Consider the following 14298-nt stretch of genomic DNA (forward strand, 5'->3'; position numbering starts at 1 on the left):
GTGACGCACTCCCGCGCCGTCCGCTGGACCACCACGGTCGCCCTGGCCGTCAGCATCCTCATCATCGTCACCGGCGGGATCGTCCGCGTCACCGGCTCGGGCCTGGGCTGCCCGACGTGGCCGCGCTGCACCGACGACTCCTTCACCTCCGCGACGGCCTCGACCGGCGTCCACGGCGCGATCGAGTTCGGCAACCGGATGCTCACCACGGTCATCGTCCTGGCGGTGGGCGCGGTGATCGTCGCCTGCCTGCTGCAGCGGCCCCGGCACCGGGCGCTGCTGTGGTCGGCGTGCGGCCAGTTCGCGGGGGTCCTGCTCAACGCCGTCGTCGGCGGCATCACGGTGTGGACCGGGCTGAACCCCTACGTCGTCGCCGCCCACTTCCTGGCCGCGATCGCCCTGCTGGTCTCCACGACCGTGAGCTTCGACATCGCCCACCGGGCGGTGGTCCCCGCCCCGGCGGGGGCGACGCGCCGGCTGGCCCGCTGGCTGGTCCTGGTCACGGCGGTCGTGGTCGTGCTGGGCACGGTCGTCACGGGCTCGGGCCCGCACCCCGGCGACGGCGCCGAGGTCCACCGCATCCCCGTGAGCTGGACGCTGGTCACCGTCGTGCACGGGATCGCGGCCGTCGGCGCGCTGGTGCTGTCCGCCGTGGTGGTGGCCGTCGCCCGCCGCAGCGGGGACCGGCTGGTGCACCGCCGCGCGGCGGTCCTGCTGGCCCTGTTCGTGGCGCAGGCCGCCCTCGGCGTGTACCAGAGCCTCGACGGGCTGCCGGGCCTGGCGGTCGTCCTGCACCTGGGCGGGGCGGCCCTCACCGCGGCCGGGGCGACGCGGGTCCTGCTCGCGGCCCGCACCACCACCGTCGACCGCACGGCCCCGGCGGCCCTCGCCGTCTGAGGGGCCAGGCGTTAGGTTCGGCGCCATGGAGTTCCGACACCTCGGGCGCAGCGGCCTGAAGATCTCTGAGATCACCTACGGCAACTGGCTCACCCACGGTTCGCAGGTCGAGAACGAGGCGGCGGTCGCGTGCGTGCACGCGGCGCTGGACGCGGGGATCTCGACGTTCGACACCGCCGACGTCTACGCCAACACCGCGGCCGAGACGGTCCTGGGCACCGCGCTGAAGGGGCAGCGGCGCGAGAGCCTGGAGATCCTCACCAAGGTCTACTTCCCGACCGGCCCCAAGGGGCACAACGACTCCGGGCTGTCGCGCAAGCACGTCCTGGAGTCCATCGACGGGTCGCTGCGCCGGCTCGGCACCGACCACGTCGACGTCTACCAGGCGCACCGCTGGGACGTCTCGACCCCGGTCGAGGAGACGATGCAAGCGTTCGCCGACGTGGTGCGGGCGGGCAAGGCCCTCTACATCGGCGTCAGCGAGTGGACGGCCGACCAGCTGCGGCAGGGCCACGCGCTGGCGCGCGACCTGGGGTTCCAGCTGATCTCCAACCAGCCGCAGTACTCCGCCCTCTACCGGGTCATCGAACCCGAGGTCGTCCCGGCCTCGCGGGAGCTGGGGATCTCCCAGGTCGTCTTCTCCCCCGTCGCCCAGGGCGTGCTGACGGGCAAGTACACCCCCGGCAGCGCGCCGCCGGAGGGCAGCCGCGCCACGGACGAGAAGGGCGGCAAGCAGATGATCAGCCGCTGGATGCGCGACGACGTGCTGTCGCGGGTCCAGCAGCTGAAGTCGGTCGCCGGCGAGCTGCAGCTGTCGATGGCCCAGCTGGCCGTCGCGTGGGTGCTGCAGAACGACAACGTCGCCTCGGCGATCATCGGCGCGTCCCGGCCCGAGCAGGTCCACGAGAACGTCAAGGCGTCCGGGGTGAGGATCCCGGAGGAGCTGCTCCAGAGGATCGACGCCGCGCTCGGTGACGTCGTCGAGCGCGACCCCGCCCGCACGGCGGCGACCGCACCCACCGAACGCCCCTCCTGACCGGGCGCCCGGTCCCCCTCCGGCGGGGACCGGGCTCAGTCCGCGGGGCGCAGGGACAGCGGCCCGTAGACCTTCGCGCCGTCGGCCCACAGGTGGGCGTTCTCGACGCCGCGCTCGCGCAGCCCGCGCCAGGACTCCCCGATCCACGTCTCGGCGTCGGCCTGCGTCGGGAACACCGACGTGTCCCCCTCGACCGGGCGGCCCTCGGCGTCCTCGTACTCCCACGTCCACTGCGTCGGTCTCACGCGCCGACGCTACTCACTGCACCCGGTGCTTGGCGACCGACGCGTCGTGGGCGCCGTGCTGGTGCCCGACCCGGCGGCGCTGGTCGACGACGGCCAGCACCAGGGCGAGCAGGACGAGCCCGAGCGAGACGCGCAGCCCGTGCGACAGGGCCTGCCCGAAGACCTCCTGCACCGCGGCCGGGACCTCGCGGGCCCCGGCCTGGCGGGCCTGGCCGCTGAGCCCGGCCCCCGCGACGGTGGAGAAGAAGATCGCGGTGGCCGCCGCGACCCCGACGGCCGACCCGACGCGCTGCCCGGTCTGCAGGACCCCGCCGGCGACCCCGGCGACCCGGGGCGGGACGTCGGCCAGGGCCAGGGTCTGGTTCGGGGAGATGACCAGCCCGCTGCCGGCCCCCGCGACGGCCAGGCACGCCGAGAGCCCGATCGCACCGGCCGTGCCCTGCACCGAGGCGGCCACCAGGTCGGCCGCGGCCAGCCCGACGGCGACGACGACCAGTCCCACGACGACGACCCCGCGGCCCCGGCGGGACACCTGCCGGCCGCCGATCTGGGCGAAGAGGCCGGACAGGACCGCGAACGGCGTCTGCACGAGCCCGGCCTGCCACGGGGCGAAGCCCAGCCCGGACTGCAGGTAGAGGGTCACGACGAGGAAGATCCCGGTGAACCCGGCGAAGTAGGCGATGCCGACGAGCGCGCCGACGCTGAACGACGGGGTGCGCACCAGCTCCCCGTCGACGACGGGTTCGCGGCCGTGGCGCCCCTCGCGCCGCTCCCACAGCACGAAGGCGACGAGCAGCAGCGCGCCCGGGACGAGGAGGAGCCAGCGCGCGGGCGAGTCGCCCTGCCCGGTCGTCAGGACGAAGGGCAGCATCCCCAGGACGGTCGCGGCCCCCAGCAGGACGAGCCCGACGACGTCGAGGTGCAGGCGTGCCCGCGGGGCGCCCCGCTCGGGCCGGGGCAGCCAGCGCCAGGCCAGCGGCAGGAGCACGAGCCCGATGGGCACGTTGACGAGGAAGACGCCCCGCCAGCCCTCCTCCTCCCCGAAGACGGCCAGGATGGCGCCGCCGAGCAGCGGCCCGACGGCCGTGGACAGCCCGATGGTCGTGCCGAACGCCCCGAAGGCCCGGCCGCGCTCGGCGCCGGTGAACAGCTGCTGGATGATCGCCAGCACCTGCGGGTTGACCAGGCCGGCGGTGATGCCCTGGGCGAGGCGGACGACGGCCAGCGCGGTGGCCGACTGGACGAGCCCGGCGGCGGCGCTGGTCAGGACGAAGCCGGCGAGGCCGGCGACGAACATGGCCCGGCGCGAGTACAGGTCCCCGATGCGCCCGGCGGGCACGAGGACGAGCCCGAAGGCCAGGGCGTACCCGGCCACGATCCACTGGACCTGCGAGGAGCCGGCGCGCAGGGAGCCCTCGATGGAGGGCAGGGCCACGTTGACGATCGAGACGTCGAGCAGGGTCATGAAACCCACGGCGAGGCAGACGCCGAGGGCGCGCCACCGGTTGCGGTCCGGTGCGTCGGTGGGGTCTTCGGTGGGACGCCGGGCCGTGTCGGTCACAGCTCTCCTCGGGCGAGTTCGTCGGGGCAACCGTCCGACCATCACCCGGGGAGGCGGTCCCCACAACTCAGGACGAGCGGTCGCTCTCCCGCCGGGTGCGGCTGGCGGCGAGCTCGGCCAGCACGCGGCGCGCCCAGCCCGGCCCCTCGTAGATGAACGCCGTGTACGCCTGCACGAGGGAGGCGCCGGCCTCGAGGCGTTCGACGACGTCGGCGGCGGTCTCGACGCCGCCGACGCCGATGAGCACGAGCGAGCCGTGGGTGCGCGCGGACAACCGGCGCAGGACCTGCAGGGACCGTTCCTTCAGCGGCGCACCGGACAGCCCGCCGCCGCCGGCGGCCTCGACGAGCGCCGCGGGCGAGCGCAGGCCGTCGCGGCTGATCGTGGTGTTGGTCGCCACGATCCCGTCGAGCCCGAGGTCGACCGCGAGGTCGGCGACGGCGTCGACGTCGTCGTCGGACAGGTCGGGGGCGATCTTGACCAGGAGGGGGACGTGCCGGTGCGCGCTGGCGTCGGCGGCCTCGCGGACGGCGGTCAGCACGGGCCGCAGCTTCTCGACCGCCTGCAGGTCGCGCAGGCCGGGGGTGTTGGGCGAGGAGACGTTGACGACGAGGTAGTCGGCGTAGGGGGCCAGCAGTCGCGCGGACGTGGCGTAGTCCTCGGCGGCGTCGGCCTCCTCGACGACCTTGCTCTTGCCGATGTTCACCCCGACGACGACGGGGTGCCGGGGCGGGACCGCCCGGTACTGCCGCAGCCGCTTCGCCACGACCTCGGCGCCGTCGTTGTTGAAACCCATGCGGTTGACGACGGCGCGGTCGGCGACGAGCCGGTGCAGCCGGGGCTTGGGGTTGCCCGGCTGCGGGCGGGCGGTCACCGTGCCGACCTCGACGCAGGCGAAGCCGTAGTTGCCCAGGGCCGCCAGGCCGGTGGCGTTCTTGTCGAACCCCGCGGCGAGGCCGAGGGGGGTGGGGAAGTCGATGCCCAGGACCCGCGTGCGCAGGCGTTCGTCGCCGGCGACGAACGCCTTGCGCAGCAGGCGCGGGGCGACCGGCACCCGGCTGGACAGGCGCATGCCGGCGAAGGCCCAGTGGTGGGCGACCTCGGCGTCGACGCGGGTCAGGACGTGCCGGTAGAGGGTCTTGTACACGTTTCCACCGGCCACGCCCTGCACCCTAACCGGACTCAGCCGATGGACGACGTGCGGGTCTCGCGCAGCAGGGCCAGCGCGACGAGGCTGACGACGGCCGTGCCGGCGAGGTAGTAGCCGACCCAGCTGACGTCGTGCGCGGCGGCCAGCTTGACGGCCGTGTACGGGGCCAGGGAGGCCCCGAGGATCGAGCCGGAGTTGAAGGCCAGCGAGGCCCCGGTGTAGCGGACGTTGGTGGGGAACAGCTCGGGCAGGTACGCCCCGATCGGCCCGAAGACCAGCCCCATGAAGAACAGGCCCGCGCACAGCCACAGCACGACGAGCGCGGTGCTGCCCGACCCCAGCAGCGGGCCGGTCAGCAGCCCGACGACGGCGCCGCCGGCCATGGCGGTCGCCAGCACGGGGCGACGGCCGAACCGGTCGGACAGCCAGCCCGACAGCGGGGTGGCGGCCGCCATGAAGAGCACGGCGAAGCAGAGCATGAGCAGGAAGTCCTGCCGCGTGTACGCCAGCGCCTTGGTGCCGTAGCTGAGCGACCAGGTCGTCGTCAGGTAGAACAGCGTGTAGGTCAGCATGACGGAGAACGCGCCGAGGACGACGGTCCGCCAGCTGGTGCGGAAGGTCTCCGCGACCGGCACGCGGACCTGCTTCTTCTCGGCCAGCGCCTTGGCGAAGATCGGGGTCTCGGCCAGGCTCAGGCGGATCCACAGCCCCAGGACGACGAGCACGGAGCTGAGCAGGAACGGGATGCGCCAGCCCCACGACGTGAACGTCGCCTCGCTCATGGTGGTCGCCAGCACGATGAACAGGCCGTTGGCGAGGACGAAGCCGAACGGCGCGCCCAGCTGGGGGAACATGCCGTACAGCGCGCGCCGGTGGGCCGGGGCGTTCTCGGTGGCCAGCAGGGCGGCGCCGCCCCACTCCCCGCCGAGGCCGAAGCCCTGCCCGAACCGCAGCAGGCACAGCAGGACCGGGGCGAGGTTGCCGGCGGTGGCGTGGGTGGGCAGGACGCCGATGAGGACGGTGGAGATCCCCATGACGAGCAGCGCGGCGACGAGGGTCGTCTTGCGCCCGACGCGGTCGCCGAAGTGGCCGAAGACGATCGAGCCGATGGGGCGGGCGACGAAGGCGATGGCGAAGGTGGCCAGGGAGGCCAGCGTCTGCGCGGTCTCGTTGCCGGAGGGGAAGAACAGCGGCCCGAAGACGAGGACCGCCGCCGTCGCGTAGACGTAGAAGTCGTAGAACTCGATCGTGGTGCCGATGAGGCTGGCGGCGGCGACCCTGCGGATCGGGTTGGTGGGCGCAGCGGCCTGCGCGGAGGCGGTGGTGGGTGCGGAGCCCATGGTGGCAGGACCTTCGGGACGACGGCGGGCGGGGACACCTTCCAGGGGTCCTCCTGGCCGGGCGGTCGACACCCGTGGAGGTCACCGGGGTCGCCGTCGCCGCTCCGGGTGCGTGTCCCGGATCCTACGCCCGGTCCGCCGTCCGTCCAGCTCGCGAGACGACCGTCTCAGTCCTCGAGACGGACGGTGACGCCGTCGCGGGCCGCCACCCGGGCCGCGTCGACGACGGCGCACGTGCGCCAGGCGTCCCACGGGTCCACCGGGACCGGTCCCTGCCCGCGCACGGCGCGCGCGAAGGCGGCGTAGAAGTCCGGCCAGCGCCCCTGCTCGCTGGGGACGCGGCGCACCGCGTCCCCGCCGAGGGCGAGCGCGCCCCAGCGGCTGGGCGGCTCGGTCCCCCACGCCGCGCCCTCCGTCGCGGGCGTGCGCCCGGAGAGCAGGACCTCCTCCTGGACGTCCATCGGGGAGTCGAGCACGAACGTGCCCCGCGTCCCGGTGATGCGGAAGCGCGGCGCCGGCACGGCCTGCTTCCACGAGCCCGACAGCTCGCTGCGGACCCCGCCGACGTGCTCGAGCTGGACCCGCAGGTCCGTCTCGGTGCCGTCCCCGCCCCACGTCTGCGCCGCCACCGAGCGCACGGGCCCGAACAGGTGCAGCGCCTGGTCCACGACGTGCGCGCCGAAGTCGCGCAGCAGGCCGCCGCCGGCCGCGGGCGGGTCCCCCGGAGCCCAGCGCTCGAAGGCGGACTCGAAGCGCCGCACCTGCCCCAGCTCGCCGTCGGCCAGGACCCGCCGCAGCGTCAGCAGGTCCGAGTCCCAGCGGCGGTTCTGGTAGGGCGACAGCAGCACCCCGGCGGCCTCGGCCGCCCGGACCGTCGCGGCCGCCGCAGGGGCGTCCAGGGCGAACGGCTTGTCGCACACCACGGGCACCCCGAGCCCGATCGCCTCCTGCGTCAGCGCCGTGTGGGTCGCGGCCGGCGTGGAGATCGCCACGGCCTGCGCGCCGGCGGCCACGGCCTGCGCCAGCGACGGCACCACCTCGACGCCGTCGTGCTCGGCCCGGGCCTGCGCGGCGCGGGCGGGGTCGGTCGTGACGACGAACCCCAGCCGGGCCCCCGGCGCCCCCTCGATGACGGGGGCGTGGAAGAAGCGGCCACCCCCGCCGTAGCCGACGAGGGCGAAGGTCACGGGCTCCGGAGCGCTCACGCCGCCACGCTACCGAGGACCCGCTCAGGTCCGGCACACGTCCGAGCGGACGAGGAACCGGACGCCGTCGGGGGCCTCCAGGGAGAACCCCGCCCCGCGGCCGGGGACGAGGTCGATGGTCAGCTCGGTGTGCGCCCACACCCGGTGCTGCTCCTTCGACATCCACACCCCGACGGTGAACGCCTCGCTGTCCCCGGCCGCGGGGACCCGCACGTCGCCCAGGAACTCGTCGGCGTCGGAGACGATGAAGTCCCCGTCGGGGAAGCACATCGGTGAGCTGCCGTCGCAGCACCCCCCGGACTGGTGGAACATCAGCGCCCCGTGCCGGGCCCGGAGGCTGCGGAGCTCCTCCGCAGCCGCCGGGGTCAGACCGACGGGCACCTCAGAAGAACCCGAGCTTGGAGGTCGAGTAGCTGACGAGGAGGTTCTTCGTCTGCTGGTAGTGGTCGAGCATCATGCGGTGGTTCTCCCGGCCGATGCCCGAGCTCTTGTAGCCGCCGAACGCCGCGTGGGCCGGGTAGGCGTGGTAGTTGTTCGTCCAGACCCGGCCGGCCTGGATGCCGCGGCCCATGCGGTAGGCCAGGTGGATGTCGCGCGACCACACCCCGGCCCCCAGGCCGTAGAGGGTGTCGTTGGCGATCTTCAGGGCGTCGTCGGGGTCCCCGAACCGCGCGACCGAGACGACCGGGCCGAAGATCTCCTCCTGGAAGACGCGCATCGAGTTGTCGCCCTCGAACACCGTGGGGGTGACGTAGTACCCCCCCGACAGCTCCCCGCCGAGGTCGGCGCGCTCACCGCCGGTGAGCAGCCTGGCGCCCTCCTTGGTGCCGATGTCGATGTAGGACAGGATCTTCTCGAGCTGGTCGTTGCTGGCCTGCGCACCGATCATCGTCGCGGTGTCCAGCGGGTTCCCCTGCTTCACGGCCCTCGTGCGCTCCAGCGCGTCGGACAGGAACGTGTCGTAGATGCGGTCCTGGATGAGCGCGCGCGAGGGGCAGGTGCACACCTCCCCCTGGTTCAGGGCGAACATCGTGAAGCCCTCGAGGGCCTTGTCGTAGAAGTCGTCGCGGGCGCGGGCGACGTCCTCGAAGAAGATGTTCGGGCTCTTGCCGCCCAGTTCCAGCGTCACCGGGATGAGGTTCTGGCTGGCGTACTGCATGATCAGCCGGCCCGTCGTGGTCTCCCCGGTGAAGGCGATCTTGCGGATGCGCGGGTTGCTCGCCAGGGGTTTGCCGGCCTCGGCGCCGAAGCCGTTGACGACGTTGACCACCCCCGGCGGCAGCAGGTCGCCGATGAGGTCCATCAGCAGCATGATCGACGCCGGCGTCTGCTCGGCGGGCTTGAGGACGACGGCGTTGCCGGCCGCGAGCGCCGGGGCCAGCTTCCAGACCGCCATGAGCAGGGGGAAGTTCCACGGGATGATCTGCCCGACCACGCCGAGGGGTTCGTGGAAGTGGTAGGCGACGGTGTCGTCGTCGATCTGGGAGATGCCGCCCTCCTGGGCGCGCACGACCCCGGCGAAGTAGCGCAGGTGGTCCACGACCAGGGGCAGGTCGGCCGCGAGGCACTCGCGGACGGGTTTGCCGTTGTCCCACGTCTCGGCGACCGCGAGCTTCTCGAGGTTGGCCTCGATCCGGTCGGCGATCCGGTTCAGGACCAGGGCGCGCTCGGCGACGGAGGTGCGGCCCCAGGCGGGGGCGGCGGCGTGGGCGGCGTCCAGGGCCCGCTCGACGTCGGCGGCGGTGCCGCGCGCGACCTCGGTGAAGACCTGCCCGGTGACGGGGCTGGGGTTCTCGAAGTACTGCCCCTCGGCGGGGGCGACGCGCTCGCCCCCGATCCAGTGGTCGTAGCGGCTGGCGTACTCGACGACGCTGCCGGGGCGTCCGGGCGCCTCGTAGACCGTCATGGTGACCTCCACGGGAAGGGACCGGCGACTGCTCCGTCGCCGTGCCCCCACGGTGCGCCGCGCGCCGTTGCACCCGCGTTGCACCCCACCCCGGGGACGCGTCAGCGGCGCAACCGCTCCCAGCGGGCGACGGCCTCGGCGCGGCCGGGGTCGCCGGGCCCCAGGCGGGCCACCAGGTCGCGCGCGACGACGGCGTCGTCGCGGCCGGCGGTGCGCGAGTACTCCAGCAGCGCCTGGTCGTCCTCCCCCTCCAGGACCCCGGTGCGCAGGGTCAGGAGCAGGTCCTCGCGCAGTTCCCGGACGCCGGGGGCGTCCGAGCCGGGCAGCACGTCCCCGGCCAGGGCCCGCACCGCCTCGCGGACCCGGCCGGCGCGCAGCGCGTCCCGCACCTCCAGCACGTCGCAGCCCAGGTCCCCCACCACCCGGTACGGCGCGGGCGAGAGGTCGACGGCCCCGCCGGTCCGGTCGCGCAGGACGGCCCGCAGCCGGTGCACCTCGGCCCGCACCGAGACCGGCGCCAGGTGGCGCTCGTCCAGGTCGGCGGCGAGCTGGGCCGCGGACCGGCCCCCCGCCGCCCCCTCCCCCAGCAGCAGCAGCAGGACCTCGCTGTGCCGCAACGACAACGGCCGGGTGACCGCGCCGACCTCCAGGCGGGGAGCGGCACCGAGCACGGCCAGCCGCGCGCGGGTGGGCGCGCCGGCCGCCCCGGGGGCCAGCCGGTGCCGCAGGGCCGCGACGCGCAGCTCGCCCTCGACGGCGCCGACGGCCGCGCGCACCAGCTCCAGGGCCCGCTCGCGGCCCAGGTCGTCCCCGCCGGTGAGGTCCAGGACCCCCAGGACCCGCCCCGTGGCCGGGTCGCGCACGGGGGCCGCCGAGCAGCTCCAGCCCGCCACGGCGGTCGCGTAGTGCTCCGCGGACCGGACCCGCACGGGACGCCCCAGCGCCAGCGCGGTGCCGGGGGCGTTGGTCCCGGCGACGTCCTCGCTCCAGCGGGCCCCCTCGGTGAAGGCCATGCGCTCGGCCGCGCGGCGCAGGCCCGGGTCGCCCTCGACCCACAGCAGGGTGCCGTCGACGTCGCTGACGGCCATCAGCACGGGGACGCCGAGGGGTTCGGCCAGCAGCAGCCGGCGCGCGGTGGGCAGCACCGCGGCCAGGGGGTGCGCCTCGCGGCGGGCGCGCACGTCGGCGGGGTCGGTCAGCACGGGCGGCAGCACCCGGTCGGGGTCCAGCCCCGTGCGGCGGGCCCGCCACCAGGAGGAGGAGACGAGCTCGCGGGCCCCGGGCAGCGGCGTCCCGACGGTCGCGCTCGCCGTGGACGCCAGCCAGTGCTCCCGGGCGCGCGCCAGGTCAGCGGCCACCTGAGCACCTCCCCGCCGGGACCTCCCTCGGACCCGGTGGGCAGCACCGTAGGCGGGCCCGCAGCGGTCCACAAGAGCCCCGACCCGCACGGCCGGCGACCGGTGGCGCGCGCCCGCGGGTGGCTCCGCCGTCGCCCGCGGGGGTGGGAGCATGCGGTGGACGAGCAAGCCGTGCACCACCCGAGGAGTCCCGATGACCGACGGCCCGCGGCCGTTGAACCTGCGCGAGATCGCCGAAGGCCTGTACTCGCCGCACACGTCCGCGGCGCGGGAACGCCGCAGCGCCCCCCTGCTGGCCCCCTCCCGCGCCGACGAGCTCGCCCGCTGGCTGGCCGGCACGCAGGACCGCGACGTCGCCGCCCCCCTGGACCGGGTCCGGCTCGTCGTCTTCGCCGGCGACCACGGCGTGGCCGCGCGCGGGGTCTCGCGGCTGGGACCGGGCTGGACGGCGCGCGCCGTGCGGGACCTGGCCGCCTCCCGCGGCCCGTACGCGGCGCTGGCCGCGCAGGCCGGGGTCCCCGTGGAGGTCCACGCGCTGGGGGTCGACTGGGGTGAGCAGGGGCCGGTCGACGTCCCGCCCGCCGTCGTCGCCGCGGCGCTGCGCCCCTCGGGCGACATCGCCGTCGAGGACGCCCTGACCGACGCGGAGGTCGAGGCCGCGGTCCGGGGCGGGGCGGCCGTGGCCGACGCCGCCGTCGACGCCGGCGTCGACCTGCTGCTCCTCGGCGACCTCGGCGCGGGGGCGACGACGGTCGCCGCCACGCTCGTCGCGGCCTGCCTGCGCAAGGGCGCGGTCGACGTCGTGGGCCGCGGCAGCGGCGTCGACGACGACGCCTGGATGCGCAAGACCGCCGCCGTGCGCGACGCGGTCCGGCGCGCGCGCAAGCTGGCCACGCGCCCGACGGCGGTCCTGGCCGCGGTCGGCAGCGCCGACGTGGCCGCCGCGGTCGGGTTCCTGCTGCGCGCGGCCGCCCGCCGGACCCCGGTGCTGCTGGACGGCGCGGTGGGCGTGGCGGCCGCGCTGGTCGCCTCCCGCGGGGTCCCGGGGGTGGAGAAGTGGTGGCAGGTCGGCGCGGCGACGGCCGAGCCGTCCCAGGCGCTGGCCGCGGACCGGCTGCGGCTGCGGCCGCTGCTGGACCTCGGCGCGGGCCGCGGCGGCGGGACGGGGGCCCTGACCGCGCTGGGGGTGCTGCGGGCCGCCCAGGCGCTCGCCGCGGCGGACGAGGCGGAGCTGCCGCCGCTGCCCGAACCGGAGCCCGAGCCCGCCGTGGAACCCGAGCCCGCGGTCGAGCCCGAGCCCGTCGCTCAGGTCCCCACCGGGGAGCCCGCCACCGTCGAGGGACCGGCCGGGGACAGCGTCCGCCCGAACGTGTGACCGTCGGCGGACCGGGACAGCTCGGTGAACCCGGTGCGGCGGTAGAACGCGACCGCGCCGGGGTTGCGGGCCGAGACCCCCAGGTGCACGCCGGGGGAACCGGCCGCCGCGAGCTGGGCGCAGACCCGCTCGATCAGGGCCCGGCCGACCCCGGCGCCCTGGAGCCGGGGCAGGAGGTCGACGTGCAGGTGCGAGGGGTGGGTCGCCCAGACCGGTTCGGGCCGCACCCCGGTGTGGACGATCCGCAGGAACGGCTCGTCGAAACCGCCGGCGGCCGTCTCCGGCCGCGGGTACGCCGCGCGCAGCGGCGGCCACCAGCGCTCCTCGCGCCAGGCCTCGAAGGCGGCGGTGTCGCGGCACCCCAGCACGTACCCGGCGACCCCGCCGTCGTCCTCGACGACGGTCGCGAAGGCGGCCTCGTGGTGGGCGTAGGGCGCGGCGTACACGTCGCCGAGCAGGTCGGGGAAGGCGGTGCGCCCCCTGGCGTCCCGGCCGGCGTCGCCCGTGAGGCGGCAGACCTCCCGCAGCGCGGGCACGTCCGCGGGTCCGGCGGGCCGCCACCGCACCCCGGGGCGCAGCGCGCCGCCGGGACCGCTCCCCGAGCCCTCGTCCACGGCCCCACGTTAGGGTGCCCGGGTGCCGCGCCTCCTCCTCAGCAGCAAGTCGGTCAAGAGCGTGTCCGTGGACGCCCTGGTGCTGGGGCTCGCCCCCGCACCGGCCGGGAAGTCCACCGCGCCGGTCCTGCTCGGGGGTGAGGACCTGCCCCGCGCCACCCGCGGGGCGCTCGTCGACGCGGCCGTCTCCCTCGGCGCCACCGGCGCGGCCGGTCAGGTGCACCTGGTCCCCGGGGTGAGCGGGCTGTCCACCTCGCTGGTGGCCCTGGCCGGGGTGGGCACCGCCCCCGACCACGAGACCCTGCGCCGCAGCGCGGGTGCGGCCGCGCGGGCGCTGGCCGGTCAGCGCCGCGTCGCCTTCGCCCTGCCCGTCCCCGACGCCGCGTCGGTCGCGGCGGTGGCCGAGGGTGCCGCGCTCGGCGCCTACGCCTTCACGCGCTACCGGGCCGCGACGCGCGAGCCGGTGGCCGAGGTGACCCTGCTGGTCGACAAGCCGCGGGACAAGGCGGTGCGCGCGGCGCTCGACCGCGCCGGGGTGCTGGCCGCGGCCGTCACGACGGCCCGCGACCTGGTCAACACCGCCCCGGCCGACCTGGCTCCGGCCGACCTGGCCGCCGCGGCGGTGCGCCTGGCGGCGGACGGGAAGCTGACGGCCCGCGTCCTGGACGAGGACGCGCTGGCGGCCGGGGGCTACGGCGGCATCCTGGGGGTCGGGCAGGGGTCCTCGCGCCCGCCGCGGCTCGTCGTCGTCGAGCACGCGCCGGCCCGGGCGAAGGGGCACCTGGCCTTCGTCGGCAAGGGCATCACGTTCGACTCCGGCGGCCTGTCGATCAAGCCGGCCGCCGGCATGGAGACGATGAAGAGCGACATGTCGGGGGCGGCCGCGGTCCTGGCCGCGGTGCGCGCCGCGGCCGACCTGGACCTGCCCGTGAAGGTCACCGGGTGGCTCGCCGTGGCCGAGAACATGCCCTCGGGCACCGCGATCCGGCCCTCGGACGTCCTGACGATGTTCGGCGGCACGACCGTGGAGGTGCTCAACACCGACGCCGAGGGCCGCCTGGTCCTGGGCGACGCCCTCGTCGCCGCCTCGGCCGAGCAGCCGGACGCCATCGTCGACGTCGCGACCCTGACCGGTGCGCAGGTCGTCGCGCTGGGCAACCGCGTCTCGGGGGTCATGGGCAACGACGACGACTTCCGGGCGCGGGTGCTGGCCGCGGCCGAGCGGGCCGGTGAGTCGTTCTGGCCCATGCCGTTGCCGGAGGAGCTGCGGGCCACGCTGGACTCCCCCGTCGCCGACCTGGCCAACATCGGCGACCGCGCCGGCGGGATGCTCGTGGCCGCGGTCTTCCTGCGCGAGTTCATCGGTTCGGGCCCGGCCGGGGCCCCGATCCCGTGGGCCCACCTGGACATCGCCGGCCCGGCCTTCGCGACGGGCGAACCGTGGGGCTACACGCACCGCGGGGGCACCGGGGTGGCCGTCCGCACGCTGGTGGCCCTGGCTGAGGACCACGCCGGGCGCTGAGGCGCCGCGGCGGCCCGCGGGGCGCCACCGGGGAGGGCCCGAGGTGACGTTCCTGCCGTGGACGACTGCCCGCCGCGGGGGGTTCACCA

The 14298-nt window shown here is 75.8% G+C and carries 13 protein-coding genes; 4 read left to right on the plus strand and 9 right to left on the minus strand.

From position 1 onward, the window contains the following. The gene (locus BJ968_RS03200; protein ID WP_179749160.1) at positions 1-897 is read left to right on the plus strand and encodes a COX15/CtaA family protein; all 897 of its coding nucleotides are present in this window, start codon (positions 1-3) and stop codon (positions 895-897) included. Between the two features lie 25 nt (positions 898-922). Continuing rightward, positions 923-1933 (plus strand): aldo/keto reductase family protein, encoded by a 1011-nt coding sequence (locus BJ968_RS03205; RefSeq protein ID WP_179749162.1) that lies wholly within the window; start codon positions 923-925, stop codon positions 1931-1933. A gap of 35 nt (positions 1934-1968) precedes the next feature. On the opposite strand, the gene BJ968_RS03210 is transcribed toward BJ968_RS03205, so the two are convergent. The 8 genes from BJ968_RS03210 to BJ968_RS03245 form a co-directional block, all read right to left on the minus strand. Then, the gene (locus tag BJ968_RS03210) at positions 1969-2178 is read right to left on the minus strand and encodes a hypothetical protein (RefSeq protein WP_179749164.1); all 210 of its coding nucleotides are present in this window, start codon (positions 2176-2178) and stop codon (positions 1969-1971) included. A 13-nt stretch (positions 2179-2191) separates the two neighbouring features. Then, positions 2192-3643, minus strand: a complete 1452-nt coding sequence (locus BJ968_RS03215) for an MFS transporter (protein ID WP_179756129.1) — start codon at positions 3641-3643, stop codon at positions 2192-2194. Between the two features lie 163 nt (positions 3644-3806). Then, a complete protein-coding gene (locus BJ968_RS03220) occupies positions 3807-4886 on the minus strand; it encodes a quinone-dependent dihydroorotate dehydrogenase (RefSeq protein WP_179756126.1) in 1080 nt (359 codons plus the stop codon). Positions 4887-4921: 35 nt separating this feature from the next. After that, positions 4922-6229: an MFS transporter gene (locus tag BJ968_RS03225; protein WP_179749166.1), complete on the minus strand. Its 1308-nt coding sequence runs from the start codon at positions 6227-6229 to the stop codon at positions 4922-4924. Positions 6230-6396: 167 nt separating this feature from the next. Next, entirely contained in the window at positions 6397-7416 is a 1020-nt protein-coding gene (locus tag BJ968_RS26280; RefSeq protein ID WP_179756130.1) for a Gfo/Idh/MocA family protein, read from the minus strand. 42 nt (positions 7417-7458) lie between these two features. Further along, the gene (locus BJ968_RS03235; RefSeq protein ID WP_179749168.1) at positions 7459-7815 is read right to left on the minus strand and encodes a DUF779 domain-containing protein; all 357 of its coding nucleotides are present in this window, start codon (positions 7813-7815) and stop codon (positions 7459-7461) included. A gap of 1 nt (position 7816) precedes the next feature. Continuing rightward, positions 7817-9340, minus strand: coding sequence for an aldehyde dehydrogenase (gene adh / locus BJ968_RS03240; protein WP_179749170.1), 1524 nt, complete (start codon positions 9338-9340; stop codon positions 7817-7819). Positions 9341-9441: 101 nt separating this feature from the next. After that, positions 9442-10698 (minus strand): GAF domain-containing protein, encoded by a 1257-nt coding sequence (locus BJ968_RS03245; RefSeq protein ID WP_179749172.1) that lies wholly within the window; start codon positions 10696-10698, stop codon positions 9442-9444. Between the two features lie 193 nt (positions 10699-10891). Here BJ968_RS03245 and BJ968_RS03250 point away from each other — a divergent pair, with 193 nt between their 5' ends. After that, positions 10892-12073 carry a nicotinate-nucleotide--dimethylbenzimidazole phosphoribosyltransferase gene (locus BJ968_RS03250; protein ID WP_179749174.1) on the plus strand — a complete coding sequence of 394 codons (1182 nt, stop codon included), beginning with the start codon at positions 10892-10894 and terminating at the stop codon, positions 12071-12073. Here BJ968_RS03250 and BJ968_RS03255 read toward each other — a convergent pair. Continuing rightward, positions 12004-12687 carry a GNAT family N-acetyltransferase gene (locus tag BJ968_RS03255; protein ID WP_218884737.1) on the minus strand — a complete coding sequence of 228 codons (684 nt, stop codon included), beginning with the start codon at positions 12685-12687 and terminating at the stop codon, positions 12004-12006. The genes BJ968_RS03250 and BJ968_RS03255 overlap by 70 nt on opposite strands. Positions 12688-12709: 22 nt before the next feature. Here BJ968_RS03255 and BJ968_RS03260 point away from each other — a divergent pair, with 22 nt between their 5' ends. Then, positions 12710-14209, plus strand: a complete 1500-nt coding sequence (locus tag BJ968_RS03260; RefSeq protein WP_179749176.1) for a leucyl aminopeptidase — start codon at positions 12710-12712, stop codon at positions 14207-14209. Positions 14210-14298: the final 89 nt, after the last annotated feature.

The sequence above is a fragment of the Kineococcus aurantiacus genome, assembly GCF_013409345.1.
Taxonomy (GTDB): domain Bacteria; phylum Actinomycetota; class Actinomycetes; order Actinomycetales; family Kineococcaceae; genus Kineococcus; species Kineococcus aurantiacus.

What these genes read in the sequence shown, in the direction of transcription:
- BJ968_RS03205 (WP_179749162.1), top strand. Translation starts at nt 923, where the DNA reads ATGGAGTTCCGACACCTCGGGCGCAGCGGCCTGAAGATCTCTGAGATC.
- BJ968_RS03215 (WP_179756129.1), bottom strand. Translation starts at nt 3,643, where the DNA reads ATGACCCTGCTCGACGTCTCGATCGTCAACGTGGCCCTGCCCTCCATC.
- BJ968_RS03225 (WP_179749166.1), bottom strand. Translation starts at nt 6,229, where the DNA reads ATGGGCTCCGCACCCACCACCGCCTCCGCGCAGGCCGCTGCGCCCACC.
- adh (WP_179749170.1), bottom strand. Translation starts at nt 9,340, where the DNA reads ATGACGGTCTACGAGGCGCCCGGACGCCCCGGCAGCGTCGTCGAGTAC.
- BJ968_RS03250 (WP_179749174.1), top strand. Translation starts at nt 10,892, where the DNA reads ATGACCGACGGCCCGCGGCCGTTGAACCTGCGCGAGATCGCCGAAGGC.